This is a genomic window from Neobacillus sp. FSL H8-0543 (assembly GCF_038592905.1).
Taxonomy (GTDB): Bacteria; Bacillota; Bacilli; order Bacillales; family Cytobacillaceae; genus Neobacillus.
This window is the reverse complement of record NZ_CP151943.1, coordinates 4,366,268-4,390,955: the sequence shown is the minus strand read 5'-3', so window position 1 is coordinate 4,390,955 and position 24,688 is coordinate 4,366,268. Positions and strand designations below refer to the sequence as shown.

At 38.4% G+C, this 24,688-nt stretch carries 24 protein-coding genes; 2 read left to right on the top strand and 22 right to left on the bottom strand.

Going from position 1 to position 24,688, the window contains the following annotated elements:
- Nucleotides 1-46: 46 nt before the first annotated feature.
- From NSS81_RS21980 to brnQ, 11 genes are all read right to left on the bottom strand, one after another.
- Nucleotides 47-931, bottom strand: coding sequence for a YitT family protein (locus NSS81_RS21980; RefSeq protein WP_342430750.1), 885 nt, complete (start codon nt 929-931; stop codon nt 47-49).
- Between the two features lie 240 nt (nt 932-1,171).
- Nucleotides 1,172-2,962, bottom strand: coding sequence for an oligoendopeptidase F (pepF, locus tag NSS81_RS21975; protein WP_342430749.1), 1,791 nt, complete (start codon nt 2,960-2,962; stop codon nt 1,172-1,174).
- 137 nt (nt 2,963-3,099) lie between these two features.
- Nucleotides 3,100-3,231 carry a hypothetical protein gene (locus tag NSS81_RS21970; protein ID WP_342430748.1) on the bottom strand — a complete coding sequence of 44 codons (132 nt, stop codon included), beginning with the start codon at nt 3,229-3,231 and terminating at the stop codon, nt 3,100-3,102.
- Nucleotides 3,232-3,388: 157 nt separating this feature from the next.
- Nucleotides 3,389-5,158, bottom strand: a complete 1,770-nt coding sequence (gene arsA / locus NSS81_RS21965) for an arsenical pump-driving ATPase (protein WP_342430747.1) — start codon at nt 5,156-5,158, stop codon at nt 3,389-3,391.
- 14 nt (nt 5,159-5,172) lie between these two features.
- A complete protein-coding gene (gene arsD / locus NSS81_RS21960) occupies nt 5,173-5,517 on the bottom strand; it encodes an arsenite efflux transporter metallochaperone ArsD (protein WP_342430746.1) in 345 nt (114 codons plus the stop codon).
- Between the two features lie 31 nt (nt 5,518-5,548).
- Nucleotides 5,549-5,896 carry a metalloregulator ArsR/SmtB family transcription factor gene (locus tag NSS81_RS21955; protein ID WP_342430745.1) on the bottom strand — a complete coding sequence of 116 codons (348 nt, stop codon included), beginning with the start codon at nt 5,894-5,896 and terminating at the stop codon, nt 5,549-5,551.
- A 68-nt stretch (nt 5,897-5,964) separates the two neighbouring features.
- Nucleotides 5,965-6,384, bottom strand: a complete 420-nt coding sequence (gene arsC / locus NSS81_RS21950) for an arsenate reductase (thioredoxin) (RefSeq protein ID WP_342430744.1) — start codon at nt 6,382-6,384, stop codon at nt 5,965-5,967.
- 15 nt (nt 6,385-6,399) lie between these two features.
- Nucleotides 6,400-7,695, bottom strand: coding sequence for an arsenic transporter (locus NSS81_RS21945; RefSeq protein WP_342430743.1), 1,296 nt, complete (start codon nt 7,693-7,695; stop codon nt 6,400-6,402).
- Between the two features lie 186 nt (nt 7,696-7,881).
- The gene (locus tag NSS81_RS21940; RefSeq protein ID WP_342430742.1) at nt 7,882-8,775 is read right to left on the bottom strand and encodes an acyl-ACP desaturase; all 894 of its coding nucleotides are present in this window, start codon (nt 8,773-8,775) and stop codon (nt 7,882-7,884) included.
- A 260-nt stretch (nt 8,776-9,035) separates the two neighbouring features.
- The gene (locus NSS81_RS21935) at nt 9,036-10,988 is read right to left on the bottom strand and encodes an LTA synthase family protein (protein ID WP_342430741.1); all 1,953 of its coding nucleotides are present in this window, start codon (nt 10,986-10,988) and stop codon (nt 9,036-9,038) included.
- A gap of 258 nt (nt 10,989-11,246) precedes the next feature.
- Entirely contained in the window at nt 11,247-12,626 is a 1,380-nt protein-coding gene (gene brnQ, locus NSS81_RS21930) for a branched-chain amino acid transport system II carrier protein (protein ID WP_342430740.1), read from the bottom strand.
- 345 nt (nt 12,627-12,971) lie between these two features.
- Between brnQ and NSS81_RS21925 the strand changes: the two genes are divergently transcribed.
- A complete protein-coding gene (locus NSS81_RS21925; protein ID WP_342430739.1) occupies nt 12,972-13,244 on the top strand; it encodes a YqhV family protein in 273 nt (90 codons plus the stop codon).
- Between the two features lie 202 nt (nt 13,245-13,446).
- A complete protein-coding gene (locus NSS81_RS21920) occupies nt 13,447-13,959 on the top strand; it encodes a DUF3231 family protein (protein WP_342434114.1) in 513 nt (170 codons plus the stop codon).
- A gap of 48 nt (nt 13,960-14,007) precedes the next feature.
- Here the strand turns inward: NSS81_RS21920 and NSS81_RS21915 are convergent, their stop codons facing one another.
- From NSS81_RS21915 to NSS81_RS21865, 11 genes are all read right to left on the bottom strand, one after another.
- Nucleotides 14,008-15,060 carry an alpha/beta fold hydrolase gene (locus NSS81_RS21915; protein ID WP_342430738.1) on the bottom strand — a complete coding sequence of 351 codons (1,053 nt, stop codon included), beginning with the start codon at nt 15,058-15,060 and terminating at the stop codon, nt 14,008-14,010.
- Between the two features lie 20 nt (nt 15,061-15,080).
- On the bottom strand, nt 15,081-15,590 hold the full coding sequence (locus NSS81_RS21910) for a polyhydroxyalkanoate biosynthesis repressor PhaR (RefSeq protein ID WP_342430737.1): 510 nt from the start codon (nt 15,588-15,590) through the stop codon (nt 15,081-15,083).
- Nucleotides 15,591-15,897: 307 nt separating this feature from the next.
- The gene (locus NSS81_RS21905) at nt 15,898-17,109 is read right to left on the bottom strand and encodes a GNAT family N-acetyltransferase (RefSeq protein WP_342430736.1); all 1,212 of its coding nucleotides are present in this window, start codon (nt 17,107-17,109) and stop codon (nt 15,898-15,900) included.
- Nucleotides 17,110-17,207: 98 nt separating this feature from the next.
- The gene (locus tag NSS81_RS21900) at nt 17,208-17,555 is read right to left on the bottom strand and encodes a hypothetical protein (RefSeq protein ID WP_342430735.1); all 348 of its coding nucleotides are present in this window, start codon (nt 17,553-17,555) and stop codon (nt 17,208-17,210) included.
- Between the two features lie 196 nt (nt 17,556-17,751).
- Nucleotides 17,752-18,480 carry an SDR family oxidoreductase gene (locus NSS81_RS21895; RefSeq protein WP_342430734.1) on the bottom strand — a complete coding sequence of 243 codons (729 nt, stop codon included), beginning with the start codon at nt 18,478-18,480 and terminating at the stop codon, nt 17,752-17,754.
- A gap of 96 nt (nt 18,481-18,576) precedes the next feature.
- Nucleotides 18,577-19,998, bottom strand: a complete 1,422-nt coding sequence (locus tag NSS81_RS21890) for an FAD-binding protein (protein WP_342430733.1) — start codon at nt 19,996-19,998, stop codon at nt 18,577-18,579.
- 70 nt (nt 19,999-20,068) lie between these two features.
- A complete protein-coding gene (locus NSS81_RS21885) occupies nt 20,069-21,061 on the bottom strand; it encodes an electron transfer flavoprotein subunit alpha/FixB family protein (RefSeq protein ID WP_342430732.1) in 993 nt (330 codons plus the stop codon).
- Between the two features lie 13 nt (nt 21,062-21,074).
- Nucleotides 21,075-21,869, bottom strand: coding sequence for an electron transfer flavoprotein subunit beta/FixA family protein (locus NSS81_RS21880; RefSeq protein ID WP_342430731.1), 795 nt, complete (start codon nt 21,867-21,869; stop codon nt 21,075-21,077).
- A gap of 55 nt (nt 21,870-21,924) precedes the next feature.
- Complete coding sequence (locus tag NSS81_RS21875) at nt 21,925-22,782, bottom strand: aspartate/glutamate racemase family protein (RefSeq protein ID WP_342430730.1); 858 nt, start codon at nt 22,780-22,782, stop codon at nt 21,925-21,927.
- 81 nt (nt 22,783-22,863) lie between these two features.
- A complete protein-coding gene (locus tag NSS81_RS21870) occupies nt 22,864-24,243 on the bottom strand; it encodes a flavocytochrome c (protein ID WP_342430729.1) in 1,380 nt (459 codons plus the stop codon).
- Nucleotides 24,244-24,258: 15 nt separating this feature from the next.
- Nucleotides 24,259-24,687 (bottom strand): heme-binding protein, encoded by a 429-nt coding sequence (locus tag NSS81_RS21865; RefSeq protein ID WP_342430728.1) that lies wholly within the window; start codon nt 24,685-24,687, stop codon nt 24,259-24,261.
- Between the last annotated feature and the right edge of the window lies 1 nt (nt 24,688).

The following is a 24,688-nucleotide window of genomic DNA, read 5'->3' as shown; positions in this document are numbered from 1 at the left end:
CTTAATAAAAAGAAATCCCCAGGTGATTCACCTAGGGGCTCATATACTAATGTATATTTCTTTTCTTAAATCGCCCTCCGCGCACTTCAGATATGTCTGCAATAGCTAAGAAGGCAGAAGGATCTATTTCTTCCACGACCGTTGTAAGTTTTGATTCTTCTAGTCTGGTGATGATGCTGAAAATGACCTTTTTGTTATCCCCTGTAAAAGCACCTTCACCCTTGAGGTAAGTTACTCCCCGACCCAAACGCGCATTTATTGCGTCACCAATTTCGTCTGCTGCATCACTAATGATCCAAACGGATTTAGATTCTTCGAGGCCTGCAACTACCACATCAATTGCCTTAGCAGCAATAACATAGGCCAACAAGGAATACATGGCACGATCCCAGCTAAACACAAAACCGGCTGCGCCTAAGATAAACACGTTAATAAACATTATAATTTGCCCAACTGAAAATGGTACTTTTTTGGTTACTACAAGTGCAAGGATTTCGGTACCATCTAAAGCACCACCGCTCCTGATAACAATTCCAACACCAGTACCAAGAATCATCCCTCCAAAAATAGTCGCTAGGAGAATATCATCTGTAAAGGCAGGTACTGGGTGGAAAAGTGTAGTGAAAACAGATAAGACGATAATTCCATATACTGTGGATATCGCAAAGGTCTTTCCCATCTGTTTATAGCCCATATAAACGAAGGGTAAATTTAAAAGGAATAGGAAGATTCCCAGTTCTAAACCGGTTAAATGTGAAAGCATAATCGATATACCCGTTACACCACCATCAATAACATGATTGGGAACTAAGAATATTTCGAGGCCAGTAGCCATGAGGATTGCTCCAATTGTAATTAGGATTGTACGGAGAATTTTTTTACCAAGGGAAAGCTTTCTGTGTTGGATTTTTCCATTCACTAGTTCAGTCACAATATCACGCCTCTTAATTAATTTGCACTCTTGTTATTTCCCCTTTTTGCTATATGAAAAAAACAGTACTATTAATTTTATCATTTTTTTTATTAAATGTGAATTTTGTTTGTCTTAGAAATTCAATTTAACAAATCAAAGTCCTCTGGTTCATTCACATGAACCAGAGGACTTTGGACACTATTCATTTACCTTATCAACTAAAAACTTCGGATTCACATTGATGCCAGCTATTCCTATCTAGTCTAATCTTGAAAATTCTTCCACAAGCTCGCTAAATTTTCTTAATGCATTTTCTATCGGTACTGGTGTCGTTAAATCGACACCTGTCTTTTTCAATAACTCTAGCGGATAATCCGAACTTCCGCTCTTTAAGAACGTTAAGTAAGAATTTAATGTCTCTTTATCTCCTTCGAGTATCTTCGTTGCCAAGTGTATGGCCGAAGCATAACCGGTTGCATATTTGTAGACATAGAATGGTCGATAGAAATGGGGAATTCTTGACCATCCAAATTTGACTTCGTCATCAAACACGACTTCATCCCCGTTGTATTCCCTAAACAACGTTTCATAGGTTTGATTAAACACTTCCACATTCAAAGGTATACCCTTTTCAGCCATTTCATGTGTTTTCATTTCAAAATCAGCAAACATCACTTGCGTAAAAAAGGTGCCTTTAAATTGATCTATGAAATGGTTTAATAGATGTTTCTTCACTTCAAGGTCTTTTTCGTTGGCTAGTAAATAATTAATAAGTAATACTTCATTTACTGTCGAAGCGACTTCCGCCACAAAAATACTATAACGGGCGGAAATTTGCGGTTGGTGCTGCGAGCTTAGTTTACTATGAACCCCGTGACCACACTCATGCGCAAGGGTAAATAAACTGTCTAAATCATCGCGGTGGTTAAGAAGGATAAATGGATGCACACCATAAATACCCAAATTGTAAGCACCCGACCGCTTACCTGGAGTTTCTCGAACATCAATATAGTTTGCCTCTTTAAACTCTTTAAGAATGCTGATATATTCCTCACCCAGAGGTGCCAAGCCCTTTAGCATCGTTTCAAATGCCTCATCATAGGGAATAACTTGTTTAACCCCCTTAACTAGCGGAACACTCATATCATATTGACGCAATTCGTCCAGCTGCAATTTTTCTTTACGTAACTGGGAGTAGCGGTGTAGTGGGGCAATATTTTCCTTTGTTGTCGAGATAAGGTTTTCATAGACTTCCTTTGGCACCATATCACCAAATAATGCTTTTTCTAATACGGAAGGATAGTTACGTATTCTAGACAGAGTCACGTTATTTTTTATTGCTGCAGAAAGTGTAGACGCAATCGAATTCTTTAATTGAACATACGGCTGATAATAAGCCTTATATGCCTCCCTGCGCTTTTCACGGTCTTCATCTTCTATTAACTTTGAGTACATTCCCCTGGTCAACTCAACTTTTTCACCGTTGTCTCCCGTTATCTCACCAAACTTAATATCTGCATTATTCATCATTCCAAATGTTGTGCTTGGTACTGATAGCGCCTCCCCTAATTGTGAAAGCACTTCTTCCTGCTCTTTGCTCAGCACATGGGACTTGTAACGGAAGGTCTCGAATAAATCCTCCTCAAAATATTTTAAGCCATCTTCTTCAGCAATAAATCCTTTTAATGTTTCCGCGCTTAAGCTTAGTAAGTGAGGCATGAAAAATGAAGTAGACGCACTTACTTTCACACTTAAAGCCTTAGCACGATCCAATAAGGAATGTGAATTCGAATCTCTAGTATCCTCATCAACCCTCAGCATGCCATAGGCATACACATGGTTAAATACATAGGATAACTCTTCTTTAAGTTTAAGGAATTGATATAAACGCTTACCATCTTGAATTTCCCCATCATATTTCTTAAGCTCTTCACCCATCTGCTCGATCTTCTGAAGATCCTCTTCCCATTTGCTTATGTCAGAATAAATATCTTCAAGGTTCCACTTTTCGTTCACTGGCACTTCAAGCCTGGAAGTGTATTCTTTCATAGGAACTCTCCTTTGTTTGTACTAATTATTGGGCTACATAAATTACATTTTCCTCTACCTTAATACTTTAAGTATTTACTAAAAGCAAAAAAAATGCCACAAAAGCATCTTTTGCGGCATTTTCTTTGGATATTTTTTTAACAGCATTCACTTTCATTACCCTGTATAACTAACCCGTTATTCATTTCGTCAAATTCAAGTGTCAGGCCTTCAGTGTAAGCCTCGATATTAGGGTCAAACGCTACTTGGATCTCATTAATTGTTATCACTTTATCTTCTGCTTCCGGCTCATCCAGAGCCAGTCCTATTTGTGGCTGACCTCAGCCAAAGCCTGCGAAATAAACGCGAATACCATTTTCATTTTTATCTTTTAGCACTTGAATTAATAAATCACGTGCAGCATCAGTAATTTTCATGCTCTCACTCCTAGTTTATTAAAAGTTGTTTTATCTGAGAGATTCCTTCATTTTCTGAATCTAGCCATGGAATGACAGCCATTCGCTCCGATAATTCATTTCTTACCTTTTCGATCCAAACCTTTTCGGTCATTGCTCTTCCACTTAGGACAGGATCAATTGTATGTGTTGCAAATAAACTTTGATTAATGACCCACCAATGGGGAACAATTCCCGCACGCTTAAGATCCTTCTGAAGTCGATCTGCTTCTAATACGGGTGTTGCTTCTGGAAGCGTAGTAATGACGATTTCAGTTTCACTTTGATTTCGTAACCGTGGCAATAATTCTTGCACATTTTCAGGAATTTGACCAGTAGAACGCTCTAATTCCTTATGATATGAGCTGGCTGCATCCAATAAGAGGAGGGTATGTCCTGTTGGAGCTGTATCGATAACGACTATTTCTTCTTTTGATCTGCCCACAACATGGGCAAAGGCTTGAAAAATAGCAATTTCCTCGGTACATGGTGATTCTAAATCCTCTTTTATATAAGCAATTGCATCCTCATCAAGATCATTCGAGACTTTACTTAATACCTCACTTCGGTATTTTTCCACTTCCACTTTTGGATCAATTCGACTGATAGTGAGATTTCTATAATTTTCTTTTTCATTGAAATAATTGCTCAAATGTGCAGCAGGGTCAGTGGTTGTTAAATGAACCTGGTGCCCTCTTCCACTTAGCCCAATTGCAATCGCCGAGGCAATTGTTGTTTTTCCAACCCCGCCTTTTCCCATGGTAAATATAACCTTTATTCCGCGCTGCTCCAAGTCATCAATCAGCTCATTAAACGGAGGCAAGGGAATTTCTTCATTTACAAATTCTGCTTGTCGCTCTGGTTCTTTTTCCCCGAACAACTTCTCTAAGGAATCAATCCCGGTTAAAGAAAAAGGAACAAGCTGAATTTCATAAATGGGCATTTCGCATAAACCATCAGGAAGAAGTGAGAGAGCCTGTTTTTGTTTTGTGAAAAAAGCTTCTGAAACCTGGTCACCTTTTGTAAATGCTTGAAGAACTCCATTCACTAACAGGATTTGCTGTACCATGCCAATTTCAACTAATTCACGTGAAGCTTTGTCTGCCTCCTGGAGTGAATTTCCATCTGGTCGTGCGACTAAAATTAAAGTAGTTTTTTCCCTATCTGACAGTGCTTTTACCGTTTGTGCATATAGCTCTTTTTTTTCGCCAAGTCCAGATAAGGGACCGAGACAGCTTGCACCATGAGTATTTTCATTTAAATAGTCCGTCCATGCTGTAGGTAATTGTAAAAGTCTTAATGTATGGCCCGTTGGAGCCGTATCAAAAATAATATGGTCATATTTAGCTTGAACCAATGGATTTGCAAGCAAATTGGTAAATTCATCAAAAGCAGCAATTTCAACTGTACAGGCACCCGAAAGCTGCTCTTCCATTGATTGAATCACACTATCAGGAAGCTTTCCTTTATAGGGTCCGACTACTTTTTCTCTATAAGCTCTTGCTGCATCTTCCGGATCTAAGTTACAAGCAAAGAGGCCTGATTTATTTGGCACTGGCTGAATGTTATTTGTAATATCTGTTTCAAATACATCCTGAAGGTTTGATGCGGGGTCAGTTGAGACAATTAACACCTGTTTTCCTTGATTGGCCAAATGAATTGCTAAGGCGCTTGCTGCCGACGTCTTCCCCACCCCCCCCTTTCCTGTAAAAAACATAAACGGAGTTAATGGTAAATTTTCTGGCTTAAACAACGGAAACATCTCGTACACCTCTTTTAAAGCAACTGATTAGCTGATTTTTTTGGTACTAAGTCTGTTTTTTCTAAGTGAAACCAGGCAGCTAATTCTTCGTTTGTAGGATATATTCCTTCTTTCACCACTTCCCCTTCAAGAAAAACCAAGGGCAGCACATCCAGACCCCTTTCATTCAAACGTTGATTCACGGCTGTATTTTCAATAAATGCCTGTGGCTCACTGCCTAAATTATGGCGCGTAATGGAAAACCCTTTCCCTTCAAGGATAAATAATGCAGAAGCTACCCTTGCTAATTCAGGGTCAACTGTAGGTCCGCATACCCCCGTTGAACAACACATGGCTGGATCAAATATTTCTAGTTTCATAGTCTTTTCATCTCCTACTATTTTCAGAATACTAACACCCGCACCTTTGAGTGGGATTACTCTTTTCTATTTGTTCAATCTTGTCTGTTTGATCTGGCACGAATGTTAATACATTTTCAATCAAAGGGTAAAACTCATTATTTATATTTAGAGAATAATAAATCCATTGTCCTTTACGTGCTTCTTTCACCATACCAGCATCCTTCAATTTCCGAAGATGCTGGCTAATAGAAGGCTGACTCATTTCAAAAACCTCAAGCAATTCACAGACACACATTTCCCGTTTCAACAATAGTGCTGCAATCGTCAGCCTTGTTTTGTCACCAAGTAATTTTAATACTTGGGATAGTTGATTCAAGTCTGAATTCTTATTTGTCATGAAGGAACCTCCTCATATATCGTTATTACTTAACAATATTATTATTTGCTAATAAAAGTTCTTACCTTTTATTCCCCTGTTATCCCAAAGCGATGTATACGTTCTCCAATTTCATCCCGTACACGTTGGAAGAAGGCCCATTTTTCTTCTTCGGTACCTTCTGCTTTTGCTGGGTCATCAAAGCCCCAGTGAACTCGTTTTACCTGAGGAGGTGTAACTGGGCATTTATCTGCCGCATCACCACATAACGTGACAACCAGCTCTGCATTGTTTAAAATTTCAGGATCAATAATGTCAGATGTTTGATTTGAGATATTAATTCCAGCTTCTTGCATTGCTTTTACAGCATTGGGGTTAAGTCCATGTGCTTCAATTCCTGCACTACGTACTTCCCACTCTTGACCTAAATGTTTTTTTGCCCAGCCTTCTGCCATTTGGCTACGACATGAATTACCTGTACATAGAAAATAAATGGTTTTTTTAGACATGATTCATTTCTCCTTTTAAATTATTAATAACCAAACATATAGACCCAGTAGTGTGATAACCAGGGTTGGAATCGTTAATATAATACCTGTTTTAAAATAGGTTCCCCAAGAAATCTTAACTCCTTTTTGAGATAGCACATGCAACCATAATAAGGTTGCTAATGAACCAATAGGAGTAATCTTTGGACCTAAATCTGAACCAATCACATTTGCGTAAATTAGAGCTTCGCGGATCACACCGCTTGTATTTGTATCAGCGATAGCAAGCGCATCAATCATTACGGTTGGCATGTTATTCATTATTGAAGAAAGAATGGCTGCAATGAAACCCATTCCCATCGTCGCAGCAAATAGCCCTTGGTCTGCTGTTATTTGAATTAGGTCGCTTAATACATTCGTCAATCCTACATTCCTTAAACCATATACTACAACGTACATACCTATTGAAAAAAATACGATGTTCCATGGAGCACCTTTTACGACAGCACCTATATTAACTGCAGGACTTCTTCTAGCCATGAACAAAAAGAAAATAGCCACTGCCCCTGCTATGATTGAAACAGGAATACCAATAAATTCACTAACAAAATAGCCAACCAGTAAAATCGCTAATACGACCCAGGAGAGACGAAACATTTTTTTATCACGAATCACTTCGTCAGGCATTTTTAATTTTGACAAGTCGTATTGTTTGGGGATACTCTTACGAAAATAAATAAATAAAACCAAGATGCTTGCCCCTAAAGAAAAGAAGTTGGGGATAATCATTCTGGAAGCAAATTCGGCAAAGCCAATCCCGAAAAAGTCTGCAGAAACAATATTAACTAGGTTACTGACAACCAACGGTAGCGAGGTAGTGTCAGCAATAAATCCGCTCGCGATAATAAACGGAAATACCATTTTTTCTTTGAATTTCAAATTCCTTACCATCGCCAACACAATCGGCGTTAAAATAAGTGCCGCCCCATCATTTGCAAAAAAGGCAGCTACCAGTGCTCCTAATACGGAAACATAGACAAACATGAGAATACCATTTCCTTTGGCTGCTCTTGCCATATGAAGGGCTGACCATTCAAAGAACCCAATTTCATCTAAAATAAGTGAAATAATAATAATGGCTATAAATGCAAGGGTCGCGTTCCAAACTATGGATGTTACATCCAATACATCATTAAAATCAACGACTCGAAAGAGTAACGCGAGAATCGCTCCTCCACAAGCAGACCACCCAATTGATAAATTTTTGGGCTGCCAAATAACTAAAATAAGCGTAAATAAAAAAATCAATGATGCGATTATTGTTGAAGCCAATGTCTTACCTCCATTTTAGTAACTTACCTTAATCTTAGTAGCATTTTAAAACAATATTCCATGCAGCAATTTGATTTAACAATATAATTATATACTTATATATTAATCCTCCAATAAATAAAATTCAAGAAGAATAAGGTAAAGCCCGAATAAAAAGAATCAGCAGATTTTATCTGCTGATTCTTTTTATTTATTTTTACTATAAAAACGATCCCTAACCCTTTTCAACCGTGAATGGTACCTTAAAATGTCCAACCTAGCTTTTTCTGCCTCGGGTGCAATCGGCCTTAATTTTTCTAACTCCCAATAATCAACAATTACATCTAAAACTTGGTCAAAGTACTCTAATGGTCCATAATTTGCTTCTTTTGCAATAATTGACATCCGATCATCAAAGTCAGGCATGACAGTACCTGGCATCTGGAAGTTCATGATGACATTGGCCAAATAATAACAGTAATTCGGTTCCAATTGCAGATGAAATTTAATCACATCACGATAAAAGGCATAATGTAATGTTTCATCTTTTGCCAGCCGTCGAAGTAGACTAGCTAGATCTTTATCATGTGGACCCGCTACCTTGGCTACATTATAATAAAACACCATGGTTGCAAGTTCTTGCATAGAGGTATATACCATCGTTTCGAAAGGTGTTTCGTAGTCAGGATTCCAGCCATTCTCTACGGTTTGTTTATGCAATTGGTGGAGACGCATCGGTTCAACATTACGAGTAATTAATAGATAATTTTCAAGTAAGTTCGAATGCTGGTCTTCCTCTGCCGTCCAGGTATGGACAAAATCTTTTATTACCGTTAATGATCCTTTAAAGGTCTGATCCAAGTGAGAAGTAAACCACGGAAGATTTACCTCGGTTAGAAGGGCTGTTTCAACCGCTATAATAACCGATGATGGAAGTGTTATTTGACTCTCATCCCAAGGAACACGCTTGAAATCCATTGCCTTATCCCACGGCAAGAATTCATAGTAGCCCCAATCTATTTTTTCAGACCGCTTTTTATGTTCTTCATATAGTTCAATAAGTTTAGGCTCTAACCGGAAGTCCAAATCATTTGTTAACATAATTACCCCTCATTTGATTAATAAAATTTGTTAATCGACCCTTTGACCGTTCCTCTTTTTACCTAAAGTGCCTATGCTAATCCCCAAAAACATAGAAAAACTGACTCTATTTAGTTTATTAAATACATTAGTATAAGATATTAATACCTGATACTAATGTAAATTATATCACACCAAAGCTATGAGTAACCAAAAGAATGATTATAAACGAAAGTAAAAGGCTGCCTAAGAATGATTTCTTAGGCAGCCTTTTAAATTGCTTACTCTACAGATTCTTCATCTTGAGAGTTAGTGTAGTTCAATTTGGATTTATCAACTGGATTAAAGTTTTCAGGCGTATAGAATCGTAGTAAATCACCGTTTACTACTTTATCTGAGAGTTGTAATTTATGCTCTACAATTTTCTGGTATTCCTTCGCCTCTTCCAATTGATCCTCTTCTACTGCCAATCCTGTTGTGGAATCATAAAATTTACCATTAGCATAAGTAAACTTTGAACTCACAAACTCACCATTTCGGAATGGAACAAGATCATCATGCTGCTCGGATAATATATCTGTACCAAATTGCACATAATCTTTTGTGTCTATTCCTTGCAAGTGAAGAAGTGTTGGAAGAATATCAATTTGACCACTATACTCGTGATTCACGCCACCTTCTATACCCGGCACACGTATAAATAAAGGAACTCGCTGTAGTCCATTACTATCAAAAGATGTAATTTTCTTTCCAAGAACTTTTTCCATTGCAGCATTATGATTTTTAGAAATACCGTAATGATCACCGTACATTATAATAATTGAATTATCGTATAACCCAGATTCCTTCAAGTAATTGAAGAATTGCTCCAATGCTTCGTCTGCATAACGAGCTGTCTGGAAGTACGTATCTACCGATTTATCACCTGTTGTATGCGGCGCAATTGTTGCTTTGTCTTCATCAAGCGGATATGGATAATGATGCGTTACAGTCATAAATTTCGCATAAAATGGCTGTGGTAATGATTCCAATAGCGGGATCGATTCCTCAAAGAACGGCTTGTCCATCAGTCCATATTCTGCTAGGTTTTCAGGGTTCATTTCATAGTAATTTTCATCGAAAAATTTGTTATATCCAAACGATTTATAAATTTCATTACGATTCCAGAAACTGCCTGAATTCCCGTGAAAAACAGCAGACGTATAGCCATGAGACTCTAAAATAGCTGGTGCTGCTTGGTACGTGTTTAAACCTTTTGTTGTAAAAGCAGATCCTTGCGGTAACCCATATAAGGAATTTTCTAAGATAAATTCAGCATCTGCAGTTTTACCTTGCGCAGTTTGATGAAAGAAATTATCAAAATAAAGAGTACTTCCTTCCTTCGTTAAAGAATTTAAAAACGGTGTTACTTCTTCCCCATGTAATTTGTAATCAATTAAGAATTCCTGCATCGATTCAAGATGGAGATAAATGACATTCATTCCTTTTCCAGCACCAAAATAAGCCGGATTTGGCTCTGCATAGTTTGACTTTGTATAATTAATGACTTCTGTTATGTCGTCACTATCTGCCATAACTCTTTGTGCAGATGCTTGTGTACTTTTAACGGCATCATAAATCGTGTAGTTGTACATACCTAAATATTTCACAATATAGTGGCGGTCAAAACCTCTTGTCAATAATTCTGGACGGTCAGCTTCCGCTAGTCCAAGATTTCCACAAGAAATAGCCAATGACAATAAGAATATTGCAGCTACTTTCCTTCGATTAATATCTTTGACCTCCATTTTCACTTTACGTGAAGCGAGTATCGCGATTAATAAAAGAATATCAATAAAGAATAAGAAATCATATGGTTTCAATAAAGAAGATACACTACCACTTACATCCCCAAAGTTTTGAGTCTGTGTAAGCGTCGGTAACGTAATAAAATCATTAAAGAAGCGGTAATATAAAACATTGGCATATAAAAGAAAGGATAAGAGAAAATCAAATACAATTAGCCAGATATATTTTTTTCGACCTTTAAAGAAGAAAGCAAATCCTAAAAATAGTAAAGATGATCCTAAAGGATTTATAAATAATAGAAGTTTCTGGATTGAATTTTCAATTCCTAAGTTAAATTGTGTTATTTGAGCAATATATGTTTTCATCCATAAGAAAAATACTGCTAAAAAGAAAAAGCCAATATATTTATTGAATATACCTTGACCCTTTTGAAGTGAATTATTCATTTGTTGCACCTGCCTTTTGAATGTTATTAATCTATGATATCAATCTTATTTTATTTGATTAAGTAATCTATCATCAATCAATCAATCTTACCATTTAAATATGAACATTCTATTAACAAATTCCGAATAAGAATGAATGTCTCACAAGAACATTACTATACTCCATTTTTTAAAAATGTCAAGGAATGGGAGATAAATTAGAAAATAAAGAGAACTCGCCTTTGGCGAGTTCTCTACTATTACTATGAAGTTAAATCTTTAGGCAGCTTTTTTTGTTTTTTCCTTAAAACGTGCCGCCGATGTACCTTTTATCCGGACGAAACCTCCTGTAATTGCCATCACAACTATAGCAGGAACCAACCAACCAAGACCCTGATTATAAAACGGCAACACTTGTTCATAAAATGAAATAATTGGTGCAAGCCATCCATAATATTCGATTTCAAGTAATTGGCACAACGTTTTAAACCCATCAATTGTGCTAATCATGAATGTCACGGCTGTTGCAGAAATATAAACAACTCGTGCATGGTAGAAAAATACTGACAAGAATGTCAGAAGGATTAAGACAATGGCCAGCGGATAAAGAAACATTAAAACTGGAATCGAGAAGTTGATGATGTTTGATAATCCAAAGTTTGCTATAACAAAGGATGCTAGAGAGAATAACAGCACGAACTTCTTGTAGCTTATCTTTGGAAATATCGTGTGAAAATATTCACCACAGGCAGTAATTAATCCTATACTTGTTGTCAAACAAGCTAAGAGGATAATTATAGAAAGCATTATTGTTCCGAGTGTTCCAAAATAATAAGCTGAAACTTCTCCAAGGACTGGCCCGCCAGTATCAAAAAGTCCAAATGCTTCCGTGCTTGTCGCACCCAAATAGGCAATGCCTACGTATATGATTCCAAGAAAGACTGTTGCGACAATACCTGACTTGGCAGATGCTAACAGAATACCACGAGCAGAGGTTACACCCATCGAGCGAATCGCATTGATGACAATAATCCCAAATACAAGTGAAGCGAGCGCATCCATTGTGTTATAACCCTCGGTAAAACCTTTCATAAATGCACCACTTGCATAAGCCTCCTGTGGACCTTCGAATGAACCAAGTGGTTTTGCAACTACCATAATCAACAAGATAAAAAGAAGAATGATTATGCCTGGTGATAGGATTTTCCCGACCCGATCAACAATTTTAGCTGGATTAAGGGAAAACCAAAGTGTGACGATAAAAAAGATTAAAGTGAAAATGAACAAACCTGCCTGTCCAAAGTTTTCATTTACAAATGGTGCAATTCCGATGTCATAAGCCACTGCACCAGTCCTAGGTGCAGCAAAGAATGGCCCAATTGTTAAATAGAGAAGTGAAGTAAAGAGTAATCCATATACTGGATGAACCCTACTAGAAAGTTCTTGTAAATTCTTACTCCCTGAAATCCCCATTGCTAATATTCCAAGGAATGGCAACCCAATTCCTGTAATTAAAAAGCCGGCAACTGCTATCCAAACGTTCGATCCTGCATTTTGTCCGAGTGATGCTGGGAAAATGAGATTTCCTGCACCGAAAAATAATGCAAACAGCATAACTCCTATAACGAAGTATTTTGAAAAGGGTAGTTTATTTTCCATGTTGATTTTGCCTCCTAGGATGTAAGTTGTAAAAAACAATACTGTTAATAAATTGATAACTTTATAAGGACTAATTTAATATATTAATATATTACTATCCTCCTAGAGAAATTGCAATTAAATTTTTTTGATAATTCCGAAATGATAAATATTAACAGTTAGTTAACTCCAAAACTACACGTAAAATAATCCATGACACCCTCCTCCATAGTTATTATTATTCGATACTGAAGGAATCATGTGTTTCCAATTTTATATTGAATACTGTAGATAAAAAAACTTGTCCTTTTAATAAATAATGGAACATATACATTGAAAGTAATTGTTATTGTCAGGAGGGTTCGTATGTTTTTGATTATTGAAAAAGTAGTATTAGGAATGGCCATGTTAAGATTTTTGTCTGGTGGTATAGAAATAACTGCAGCTATCTTAATGATACGTTTTAATTCGATTGAGAAAGCAATTATGGTTAATAGTTCCCTCGCAATTATAGGCCCACTAATTCTAATTTTAACCACCACCATAGGCGTCTGGGGTATTGTTGAAAATATATCTTTTATTAAATTGTTTTGGATTATATTAGGAGTTAGTTTTATATTAATTGGCGTAAAATCGTAAATTAAAAATGCCTTCCTATTCACATGGAAAATTTCCACTAATAAGAGAGTGTAGCTTTAGCTTCATTCTTTTTTAGTTTTACCAAAAACTGCAACCTTAGGCACCTTTTATATAATTGATTTTAGGAAATGCTAAGTATGTGCTTCATGAAAGGAGGCACTTCTAAATGAATAACATTTCATACTCACTAAGGAGGTTGACAATGGGAATTTTAAGCGGAAACCCTAAGGAAGAGCCTTTACACTATGGTGAAGTCTTTAGTATTTGGGCTTCAGAACTTGCTGGAAATAGCATGATTGCTGGTTATCAGACAGCTTTGAACCATGCAGGTGACGAGGATTTAAAAAAAATATTAGTAGAAGCTATCGAAATCGGTCAACAGCAAAAGAAACAGATTGAAGAGCTTTTAAAGGAGAACGGAATTGCCTTGCCACCAACACCTCCAGAACCGCCAGAAGCTTGTTTGGAGGATATCCCGGTAGGTGCACGAATTATTGACCCTGCGATTGCAGCTGGACTGTCTGCTGATATCGCAGCAGGGTTAGTAGCATGCAGTCAAATTATGGGTACGTCTATACGTGAAGACGTAGCTTTGATGTATGGGCAATTTCATATGCAAAAAGCAGCACTAGGTGCAAAAGTCCTTCGTTTGAACAAAGAAAAGGGTTGGCTCGTCCCTCCTCCCCTGCATATTAATAAACATCATGATTGTTAAAAAAGTTAGAGGATGGTGCCCAGTAGCACCATCCTCTTTTACCTTCCCTTAATTTGATCGAGTCGATAGCCAAGGAGCAATCTCATAGGCAAACTGTCCTGTTAAGCATAAGGAGACATGACCTGCCTCAACAAGCTGATAGGTTTTATCCTCACTTGTAATAAGATCCATGATAGGAAGAACCTGTGATTCTAACACCAATTCATCCCTCGTAGAGGTTAAAACAAGCACACTGCAGTTAATCTTTCTTAAATCAACGTCGTATCCGCCAATCTTCAGTTCACCTTTGACAAGCTTGTTTTCTTTGTATAGTTCATTGAACATTTGTTTGAAACACGCTCCTGAAAAAGTTACAGCATCGCTCATCCATTTGTCCATCCTGCGCCACTTTTCCACATACTCTTTATCATTTGCACGGGTAATCAGGTTTATTTTAGGACCAACATTAAACCCTTGAAGAGCCATAAATATAGCATACAAAAACTCTGATGGAATGACCTCGTATGCATCTGAAAACCTATCAAAATTCAGCGTCCCTTTTTGGATTGCCTTAGTCCATTTATCAGGCATTATTATGTTACTGTAGTCTATTGGAACAGCGGCAAGAACAAGGTTTTTTATTGGTAAGTCGGTAAACGAAGTTAGAATTGCTGAAAGCAATCCACCTATACAATAGCCAACCATGGATACTTCCTTCGCTCTTGAATGTCTTAATGCCCGCTTCACAGCTACCTCTAAGTAATCGATAATGTAATTATCAAAAGTAAGATCTTTGTCCTCTAATCCTGGAGAACCCCAATCAAACATATAAACGTCGTATCCCTGTTTTGTGAGGTTACCAATTACACTGCCTGATTCCGAAATATCTAATATATAAGCTTGATTTAGAAGTGAATAAACTAAAAATATTGGTGTGTCATACTTTTTTTCAGGAGCGGGATGAAACCATAAAACCGATTTATTTTTTTTCCAAACCACTTTTCTTGGAGTAGGTACAATATCAGGCTTTGGTTCACTCAAAACTTTATAGACAGTATTCCAGCGATCTCTTTCGGTTTCTAAATTGAGAATAGGAATATTTCCTAGTGTTTTAACCGCCATCAGTAAGTCTCCTTTCACCCTTATTTGGTTGTGCCAGCACTAGCTAGCACAGGTTCTTCTTTTACTTTTTCCTTTTTCAAAAGCTTTTTCATCGACTCAAACTCTTTTTTAATGTCTGATAATTGAGCAAGTCCCTCTGAAGCCTTTAACCATTCTGAATGGATTTGCTTTGTGTATTCCATCATTTCTATAAGTATCCTCTGATTTTCCTTATTCGCTAATTCGAAACTCTCCTGTAAATTCCAAATTTGCTCCTCGAGGATATCTATCTTTTCTTCCGCCTGGATAGAAAGCTTTGCTACGTTGGCCACATCCGTCTTTGTTGGGAGATTCATATAACTTGCCATCATTTCACGATTTCTTTTTAACATCTCAATATACCTTGAATGGGCATCAATCCCGAACTTGGTCATCTGGATTAGCTGATTGTTATTTATTGATTGAAATAATAATCCATTTAACCCCTTTTCCCACATTTCACTTATTTGTTTAACAGAATCAAGCGGATTCATTTGGTTTTCGTTGGACATTCTCCATCACCCCTGTAAAAATTATGAAAGGACAAGATCATTCATTTTTCTAGTAATCTAACTATATAACGTGTAAGTCCCCTCCTTCAAATGAATGATTACTCATTCATTTTCGTTGTAAAAAAAACCGACTTAATTAGACGGTTAATTTATTTAACTTCCTCTCCTAATTTTACCAGAATATCTTATTTAAAGTAATTTTTTTTTGTCAATTTTTTGAATGTTATGTAATGTACAGAACATGAATTGCGGGAGCCATATAGGTTCCCGCCTTACTAGTCCTAGGTTAGCCTTTTAGATTACTTTATCAATAATAATCTGAAAAATAAGGTGTTTGACGTTCAATCAGATTTTCAAACATCCCTACGGTTTGTTCATCACTGGTAAGTCGACCGATGGAAGCCAAATAGGACGGTCTCTTGTAACCAAGCAACATCGTCGTCAATGTCTGTATATCAATGGTTGAAGTTGGTTGACCCTCACTCTTAATTAGTTTTCCTTGACCCACCGCAGATACTTTGAGGGTAAATATTCCTTGATTCCATTCAAGCATTGGATCATCTAGCGTAAAAGTCAATTCGACTTCTTTTCCTGGTGCTCTAAAAGGGAATTGAGAAATAAACTGTTTGGCATCAACAATACGGGCCATATAATAGGGTGCAATGGTTTCTGTAATATCCCCATCCTCTAACCAAAATGCTAACGGTTCATCTGAATAGATATTCCCTACCACTTTTGACACCATCGAAAAATGAGCACTGATGAAATTCCATAGTCCGATACGCGTTTCTTCATTTATATATACCATCTCTTTAATATGAAGAATATCTTCCGAAATCCAGTACAAGAGATAACCTTGTGGCTTCTGTAATTGATCATAATAAACAGCAGCAGTTAAATCATCCAAATCCCATCTCCAATACTCATCCCATGCTAAATCATTTCGAATCATTGCCACATGCCGCTTACTTGAAAATTCTTTGTAAACCTTTTTAATGTCTGGATGCTCAGTATTTATCCGTTCTACATAACCCGAAACCTTTTTTACCTTCGGCAATTGATAGTCTTTGACTTCAAAGGTCATCTTATCAGAAATGATTTCCCACCCTCTACGACGGTAAAATGGAAATGAATAAGGGTATAAATATGAAATAGATTGTTTTCTTGCTTTCATTTCTGTGAGTGCTTGCCTTATTAGCTTATACATCAGACCAAGATTGGCATACTCCGGGTAGGTACCGACACCTGTTAACCCGCCCATCTCAAATGTTTTTCCAAATATATTTACCTGAAATGGATAAACGGCTACCTGAGAGATCAGTTTTTCTCCATCAAACCATCCCAGCACATCGGCCTTCTCCAAAACAGGCAGTTTAGCCAGAGCTATTTCCCGTTCCTCCCACCCCACCTTTTGCAGGTCTTTTTTTGTTACTTGAAACACATACCGCAGTAGCTCATTGAACTGGCGCCAATGCTTTGTTTCAACTTTCCCCATTTTGAGTCTCTCCAGTCGACTCATATTAATACCTCCAGACTATTTAAGTTCCCTCTCTACTATCATGTCTGTTGTGTAGTACATTTTATGTATACACATCTACTATATCCTTTCTATTTTGTTCAAATAGAAAGATCAATGGACTTTTTTTGGCTAAGGGAAAGGCTAAGGCTCTTTAATGTATGTATTCTAGCTGATAAAATAAATAAATCATTGTAGTTGTTTTTTACATATTCCTCAATAATATTCATCCCGCTGATGAATCTATCAACTAATAATAGAGTGTATTTTTCATCCCAATCAAACTGATTGATTCTCAATAGTTCATCTGCAAGTATTTGAAACTTAAAATCCTCCATGATTAGTTTTACTTGATACAATTTATCTGAATTTAAACTAACGGTTTTTTTATTATGAACAAATTTGATAAAACCATTTATATTTTCAGCTAACATTATGGCTTTTTGCATTTTAAAAATCATCTCTCCATCTCCTCAATCCTTAAAATCTTACACATTACAAGTCTATGTTTTGAGAAGATGTTCTAATACCAACAACAATACAATCTCTTGAAACTATCTAAATTTAGAGACATAATTTTCAGTAAAAAAGCCTGGAAGGTAAGAGAATAAATATCTCTTAAACTTCCAGGCATATTCCAGTATTTTAAAGACCGACTGGACGACCGCCTCCAAAGGCTTCAATGACAGTTGCAGTAATTGCTTCAGATTTAGGTAAACATAAATCCACAATGATATTCGCGATATCTATCGGCTGTAACCAACCTTCTTTATTCGCATTTGGAGCTAAGTCATCCATCATCTTTGTGTCAACAGGACCAGGACATACGGCATTCACCCTAACATTGTAAGGTTTCAATTCTTCACCCAAAGCTTTTGAAAAGCCAATGGCAGCATGCTTCGAAGTAATATAAGCACTTCGGTCAGGCCCACCTTTTGTTCCCCAAATAGAAGAAATATTTATAATGACACCCTCTCTGTTCTCCTTCATTTGAGTAACAACTTCCCGGGCACAAAGAAATAGCCCTTTAACATTAATATCTTGTACAAAGTCCCATTCTTCAACTGATGTTTCATCAAATGGCTTAAGTAACATTGTACCAGCGTTATTGATTAAGATATCAATCGATCCTAATCTTTCTTGGGTCTCTTGGACTGCTCTTTTTATATCTTTTTGGGACCGCACATCCCCCGTAAGGTAGATGGATTCCCCGCCTAGCTCATCCTTAATATAATTGGCAGTTTCCTCAACTTCAGCTTTACTTCGCGAAAAAACAGCAACTTTGACACCATGTTTTGCTAATAGAATACATGTTTCACGTCCAATACCTCTACCGCCTCCAGTTACAAATGCAACCTTCCCTTTTAATTCCATAAATAATCACCCTTTCATTAAGATTAATATATTGTAATCTACCTGCTACTCATTAAGCAGGGGAGCAAATGAAATCATTCGCGCCCCTGCACTTGTTTAAACCTCTAATGTTTCAAGATTACTGATATAATCAACCGCATGTTCACCGGAAATTTTCCCATATACTAGTCCACGTAATACAGAGGTACCACCAGGGTACTTTCCAAAATAGAGACCAACCGTTTCACCCGCAGCGTAAAGTCCTGGAATTGGCTGATCATCTCCTGATAGGACGCGACCTTTAGTGTCTGTAGCAAGTCCACCATTAGTAAATACATTTGAACAAACAATTGGGTAAGCTATAAATGGTGCCTTATCAATGGTTATTGCCCAATTTGACTTTGGAGGTGTAATTCCAACTGCCTTTTTACCATCTTTTTTCTTAGAGTTAAAGTCCCCAGGCTGTACAGCTGCATTGAAGCTTTCGACAGTAGCTACTAACTGATCAGCAGGGACTCCGATTTTTCCAGCCAGCTCTTCAAGTGTATCTGCCACAATGGCTGGTTTATCGGTTTCCAATGCCTGCTCATAATTAGGAATATCATACATTTTTTGATCACTAATCATATAAGCAATGTGATCTGGAAGGTCATAAAAGATTTTACGAGCAACAGCCTCATACTGCTCATCTACTGTTGAGATCCCTTCATCAACAAATCGCTTGCCATTATTATCAACTAATATTGCATAAGGATACGTCATAACAGCAGCTTCTTCTCGCTTACTTCTTGGATCAACAGGCTCTGCGTGAAAAGCATCATATTGACCTGTCCCTTTAGCTCCAACTTCCATTGCCATCCTAATGGCTTCCCCTTTGTTGAATAAACCGCCTTCACAAACGGGTTTAATTTTATGTGCGTCTCTTCCAATATATTGGGCCATCATTTCCGAATTTCCTTGAAAACCTCCCGCAGCAAGAATAACCGCACCCACACTCAAGGTTAGAGATGAACCTCCTTTAACCCGAACATTAAGACCGGTTACTGAACCATCTTCGTCAAGCAATAATTTCCATGCAGTTGCCTCATAAATAATCTCCACACCAAGGGCACTAGCACGACGAGAAAGGTTGTCAATTATTGCACGTCCTCCACCAACTGGTAACAAACGTGGTCTGTTTGATGTTAAGAACATTGTAGGCAAATAGTCAAAATCGACGCCTTTCTCTTGTACCCACCTTAATGTGCTACCAGCATTCTTTGCAAGAGTTTCGATATAGTTTCGATCAGAATAATTGTCGGAAAATGCCATCATATCTTCCACAAAGTTATCAGCTACTTCATCTAGATTTTTCATTCTCATATAGGAAGCCGTCCAACGCGAATTCCCACCTCTATGATCAAAATCAGCACGCTCCAAAATAGCGATTCGAATATCTATTCCATCCTTTTTGGCATTTTCAGCTGCGGATAATGCAGCTGCAGTACCTGCAGCCCCACAACCAATAACGACGATATCATAATCCAATTCTCTACCCATACATTGCCCCTCCTTTAATGAAAGTCATAGAATGATATGTTAATAATATTGAAAATTAACATATTCCAAACTAACCTACTTTTATCCCCAACTTCTTTTTAAGTTCCTCCGAAAGAGCCGGAACCACTGTTTTATAATCAGCTACAACCCCAAGATTCGCACGTTTGAAAATAGGAGCCTCTGAATCATTATTAATAGCAACGACTGTTTTCGCATTCGTAATTCCTGAAAGGTGCTGACTTGCGCCAGAAATTCCAATGGCAATATAGAGATCAGGTGCAACCACTGCACCAGTTTGCCCTACCTGGAAGTTGGACGGAACCCATCCCGCATCACAAGCAGCCCTGGAGGCACCCACTGTCCCGCCGAGGACGTTCGCAAGATCCTTCAAAACTTCAAATCCCTCTGGTCCGCCAAGACCACGCCCACCTGAAACAATAATACGAGCATCCTCAAGCCTAATCCCAGCCAAGGAATTCTCAATTTTTTCCACCAGTTTTGCCACTACTATATCATTCTGATTAGTATAGATTACTGGGATGATTTCTCCACTTCGATTTTCATCAGGAACCGCCTGTTCCTGGCTTTTTACCCGTATACCTACCACGATTTTTTTTCGATTGGATTTGTACTCTCCATAAGCCTTGTCACCATAGATTGGACGAACCCATATGAGTTCCCCATTTTCAGCCTTGAAATCAACAACCTCTGTGATTGCTGAAGCAGAAAGACGTGTTGCTATACGTCCAATTAGGTCCTTACCCTTCCGATCAAACGGGAGGATAAGAATATCGGATCCAGATTGAATAAAAGCAGCACATATTGCATCTAAATAATGCTCTACCTGATAGTCTTCTACTAACGGGGATCCTATGGTATAGGCTTTGCTTGCTCCACAGGCGATTGTCTCCTTTGCGCCTGTTTCAGCTCCCGGTCCAAAAAGAACGGATCCAAGTTCCCCATTAGTAGCTACAGAGATAAGGTTACCAAATGCTAGCGCTTCCCTGGCATAGGAACTAAGACTACCACCTTGTTGATCTGCAAATATCAGCACATTTGCCATGTGTAACTACCTCCTACAAAACCTTCAGTTCTAATAGCCTGCCTGCTAATTCATGGGCAAGCTCCATGCCATCCTCACCAGTCAGAACCTCACAGGCAACATCCCGATTAGGAACATAGACGCGCTCAAGTGACACTGCAGGTTGACACCGTTCAAAATCTAACTCAATATCATCAGCTTCTAATTCCTTAATGGGCTTACTTCTAGATAATCTTATATCCTTCACTTTTGGTAAACGTGGAACATTTTTTTCTGAACTAACAATTGTTAACACAGCAGGTGACGGAACGTCGATAATTGCGTAACCATTCTCTGCTTCACAAGTCACTCTAAAGGCACTATTCTCTATTGCCAATTCCGAAACCAGCGTCACACAAGAGTTTCCTAGCTCTTCTGCGATTACTGGTCCAACTAGTCCTTCCTCAATATCACTTGCTTGATAACCTGTTAAGACCAGGTCAGCACCTCCAAGCGCTATAATTGTCTTTGCGAGGATGTGACCAACTGCCTGCCCATCTAGGTCCTCCCAGTCATCATCCCAAACACGAACTGCCTGGTCAGCTGTGAATGCAAGTGCTCGGCGAAGAACATCTTCCGTTTCTTCGTCGCCAAGACAAAGTGCAGTCACTGTTGCACCTTCCACACTATCTCTGAGTTGAATGGCCGTCTCAAGTGCATTTTCTGCATAAGAGTCCATCACCATATCGGAACTACCATCCTCAGGCCGATTTGTTTTAGGATCAATTTTAAAATATCGCGGTGAAATCTCTGGATCTAAAACCTGTTTTAAGCACACAACGATATGCATTTTGTCTCACCTCTTGAATACGAAGTTATTTTTACCTTTGATATAGTAGGAGATATTAAGATATTGGAGATTTTTTTCCACCTCTGACAGGGAGACCATGGTCATTTTTGGGATCTGGAACAGCTTCTAAACCGTAAATTTCTCGGAGCCTTGCTACTGCCTCTTCAGGTGGTTTTGCATTGTAGTATCCTCTGCGGGTCATATAAACACCTGAATTTTGCCGGAGGTCAACTAAAGACTCACACATTTTAATTCCCGCTGCAAAGGAGTCAACAACAGGAACATCTCCAATACGTGAAACACCATGCGTCGCAAGGAAAACATTCATTGGACCTTCACCAGGAACAATCACGTCTGCACCTTCAGAAATTGCCTTTTCAGCTGCCTTTTTAAAAGAGGCAATGATAGGTTCAGGATCTTCAAATCCAGCCAATACATCGTCAAAGCCAACATCTGTTTGTATAATTGGACCTAATTTACAGCCAAGACCATATCGCTCTGCATTCTGACGAAGCTCATCTGCCAATGGGGCTAAGAAGTTTACTACACCAATATGATCCCCCAACATAGAAGCAAAATGGAAGGAAGCCTGCCCATAACCAACAACAGGTATATCTACCAACGTCCGCGCCTCAAGGAGCCCAACATCAGGAATCGTTCCAATGAACATCGCGTCATATCCTGCACTTTCAGCCATCAATGCTGCACGAACAAATTGCTCACGGTGTAGGTTTTGAAGGTAGGAATAGGTAATAAAATGGCCAGGGTAATTGGTTGGATACGTGTCTTTAGACATTCCATGAAGCACTACCTCTACACCCGGGCGGGCAACACGATCAATATGATTTACAACAGCATCCCGATAAGGAATAACTGATTCAATACTGGTAAGACTTTGGTGCCAGATCTTCATAAAATAACCTCCTAAAATGCCGCGCAAGAAATTCTAACAATCTACTAAGACAAGAAAATGGTCTTAGTAGATTGTAAATATTTACAAAATTTCACTTTCCTTTTTCAAAGCGTCCTGTACTGCTAATCGCCCGTAAATGGCACATTTTCCAAGAGAGGATCCGGTCACATAACCTGCACCATGGAATCCACCAGTTACTTCTCCTGCCGCATATAGTCCAGGAATTGGTTCTTCATACGAGTTTAAAACCTGTCCTTCTGGATTGACAGCAACACCTGCATAAGTTGCTAACATGGCTACTGTTGATTCAAAAGCATAGAATGGTGCTTTTTCAATTGGAGTTGGTTTGCCATAATTATGTGTAAGGGAATTACGGCCAAATTCAGTTTCCGCCCCGCTCTGAATTCCAGAGTTATAGGAACGAATGGTTTCCCCTAATACCCCAATTGGTACGTCAATACAATCAGCTAATTCCTCTATTGTATCTACCTGATATAACAAACGACGTCGTTTGAGTAATTCGAAATCGTAAAGTGGGTCATCAGCAACAGCCTTTTCCATTACTGTCTGGTCCCAAATTTGATAGGAGATTCCCTCAGGCTGCATAAGGGCGGCATTTCCTAACAATTTATAGGAGAGGGATTCTTTGATAAATCGCTTTCCTAATTGATTTACAATAATTCCTCCCTTATAAAAGGCAAGACCTTGGGATTTAACAGCACTGTTGGCACTTGGGTGAAATCCATATGTCCCACTCAAGTAAGGTAAATCCAGCATCCAAGCTCCATGCTCCCAAGCCATCTGTATACCGTCGCCCTGGTTCCCTTCGCCACCAATTCTTAATGCCGCATCCAGTTGAGGTGCGAAAAGTTTAAGAAGTTCTTCACTTTTAGCAAAGCCCCCAGAAGCTATCAGTACCCCTTTTGTGGCCGTAACCGTCTGACTTTCCCCTTCTGACTCATATAGGACGCGATCAATTCGTCCTTCATTATTCTTTACTAGTCTCTTAGCAGGAGCATTAAAACGGATCGTTACATTTGGTAGTTCTTTCACCCGTCGATATAACGACTGAATTCCCTGATGCGGGTCAATCGTATGACCACGAGGAACACTGTGCCCACTTACAGCTTGAAGGGTTCTAAACTCTACTCCATGACCAATAAGCCATTTATACGTTTCAAGTTGGTGTTGACCGTATGTTTTAATAAGTTCCTTCTTATTTACTTTACCGCCAACCTCAATTAGGTCATACATCAAAGACTCCTTAGAGTCTTCAATTCCTGCCTTTTCTTGCATCTCTGTCCCAGCAAAGGCCATATATCCTGAACTAAGCACCGTACTTCCACCAAGCTCATCTTGTTTTTCAAGGAGAAGGACGCTAGCGCCTAGCTCCCCTGCCTCAACGGCGGCACACATTCCAGCGAGTCCTCCACCTAAAATAACCAGTTCATAGGATTCCATCCAATTACCACACCTCTACTCTAGGTTTTCTAACACTGCTAGTCCTGCTTCACATACCTGCATATCATGAGTATAATGGCCACCACTTACTCCGATCCCACCAATAACTTCACCATTGATTCTAATTGGGTAACCCCCACCAAAAATAACAAGTCGTGGAGTATGAACAATCCCATGAAGCAATGGCGGATCATCCTTAAGTCTGTCATACCATTCATGTGTTGCTCTGTTATATGCAGCGGCTGAGAAAGCTTTATTCTGAGCAATATCTAAACTTAAAACAGGTGCTCCATCCATCGCTTGAAATGCCTTTAAGTTTCCAGGCTTATCAACAATTGCAATGCTGAATGGCATCCCTAATTCTTCACCTTTTGCACGAGCAGCTTCTAACACTTTATTTGCTAATTCTAGACTGATATTTTTTGATTCTGTAAAGTTTACCATT

Excerpts from the sequence above, each read along its gene's own strand:
- NSS81_RS21920 (WP_342434114.1), top strand. The coding sequence starts at position 13,447 with ATGGGAATTTTAAGCGGAAACCCTAAGGAAGAGCCTTTACACTATGGT.
- arsA (WP_342430747.1), bottom strand. The coding sequence starts at position 5,158 with ATGTTTCCGTTGTTTAAGCCAGAAAATTTACCATTAACTCCGTTTATG.
- NSS81_RS21955 (WP_342430745.1), bottom strand. The coding sequence starts at position 5,896 with ATGACAAATAAGAATTCAGACTTGAATCAACTATCCCAAGTATTAAAA.
- arsC (WP_342430744.1), bottom strand. The coding sequence starts at position 6,384 with ATGTCTAAAAAAACCATTTATTTTCTATGTACAGGTAATTCATGTCGT.
- NSS81_RS21870 (WP_342430729.1), bottom strand. The coding sequence starts at position 24,243 with ATGGAATCCTATGAACTGGTTATTTTAGGTGGAGGACTCGCTGGAATG.
- NSS81_RS21915 (WP_342430738.1), bottom strand. The coding sequence starts at position 15,060 with ATGGCGGTTAAAACACTAGGAAATATTCCTATTCTCAATTTAGAAACC.
- NSS81_RS21905 (WP_342430736.1), bottom strand. The coding sequence starts at position 17,109 with ATGAGTCGACTGGAGAGACTCAAAATGGGGAAAGTTGAAACAAAGCAT.
- NSS81_RS21885 (WP_342430732.1), bottom strand. The coding sequence starts at position 21,061 with ATGGCAAATGTGCTGATATTTGCAGATCAACAAGGTGGTAGTCTTAGT.
- NSS81_RS21865 (WP_342430728.1), bottom strand. The coding sequence starts at position 24,687 with ATGGTAAACTTTACAGAATCAAAAAATATCAGTCTAGAATTAGCAAAT.
- arsD (WP_342430746.1), bottom strand. The coding sequence starts at position 5,517 with ATGAAACTAGAAATATTTGATCCAGCCATGTGTTGTTCAACGGGGGTA.
- NSS81_RS21940 (WP_342430742.1), bottom strand. The coding sequence starts at position 8,775 with ATGTTAACAAATGATTTGGACTTCCGGTTAGAGCCTAAACTTATTGAA.
- pepF (WP_342430749.1), bottom strand. The coding sequence starts at position 2,962 with ATGAAAGAATACACTTCCAGGCTTGAAGTGCCAGTGAACGAAAAGTGG.
- NSS81_RS21875 (WP_342430730.1), bottom strand. The coding sequence starts at position 22,782 with ATGAAGATCTGGCACCAAAGTCTTACCAGTATTGAATCAGTTATTCCT.
- NSS81_RS21935 (WP_342430741.1), bottom strand. The coding sequence starts at position 10,988 with ATGAATAATTCACTTCAAAAGGGTCAAGGTATATTCAATAAATATATT.
- NSS81_RS21895 (WP_342430734.1), bottom strand. The coding sequence starts at position 18,480 with ATGGAATTAAAAGGGAAGGTTGCATTTGTAACTGGAGGCGGTAGAGGT.
- NSS81_RS21910 (WP_342430737.1), bottom strand. The coding sequence starts at position 15,590 with ATGTCCAACGAAAACCAAATGAATCCGCTTGATTCTGTTAAACAAATA.
- NSS81_RS21880 (WP_342430731.1), bottom strand. The coding sequence starts at position 21,869 with ATGCATATCGTTGTGTGCTTAAAACAGGTTTTAGATCCAGAGATTTCA.
- NSS81_RS21925 (WP_342430739.1), top strand. The coding sequence starts at position 12,972 with ATGTTTTTGATTATTGAAAAAGTAGTATTAGGAATGGCCATGTTAAGA.
- NSS81_RS21900 (WP_342430735.1), bottom strand. The coding sequence starts at position 17,555 with ATGCAAAAAGCCATAATGTTAGCTGAAAATATAAATGGTTTTATCAAA.
- brnQ (WP_342430740.1), bottom strand. The coding sequence starts at position 12,626 with ATGGAAAATAAACTACCCTTTTCAAAATACTTCGTTATAGGAGTTATG.
- NSS81_RS21890 (WP_342430733.1), bottom strand. The coding sequence starts at position 19,998 with ATGGGTAGAGAATTGGATTATGATATCGTCGTTATTGGTTGTGGGGCT.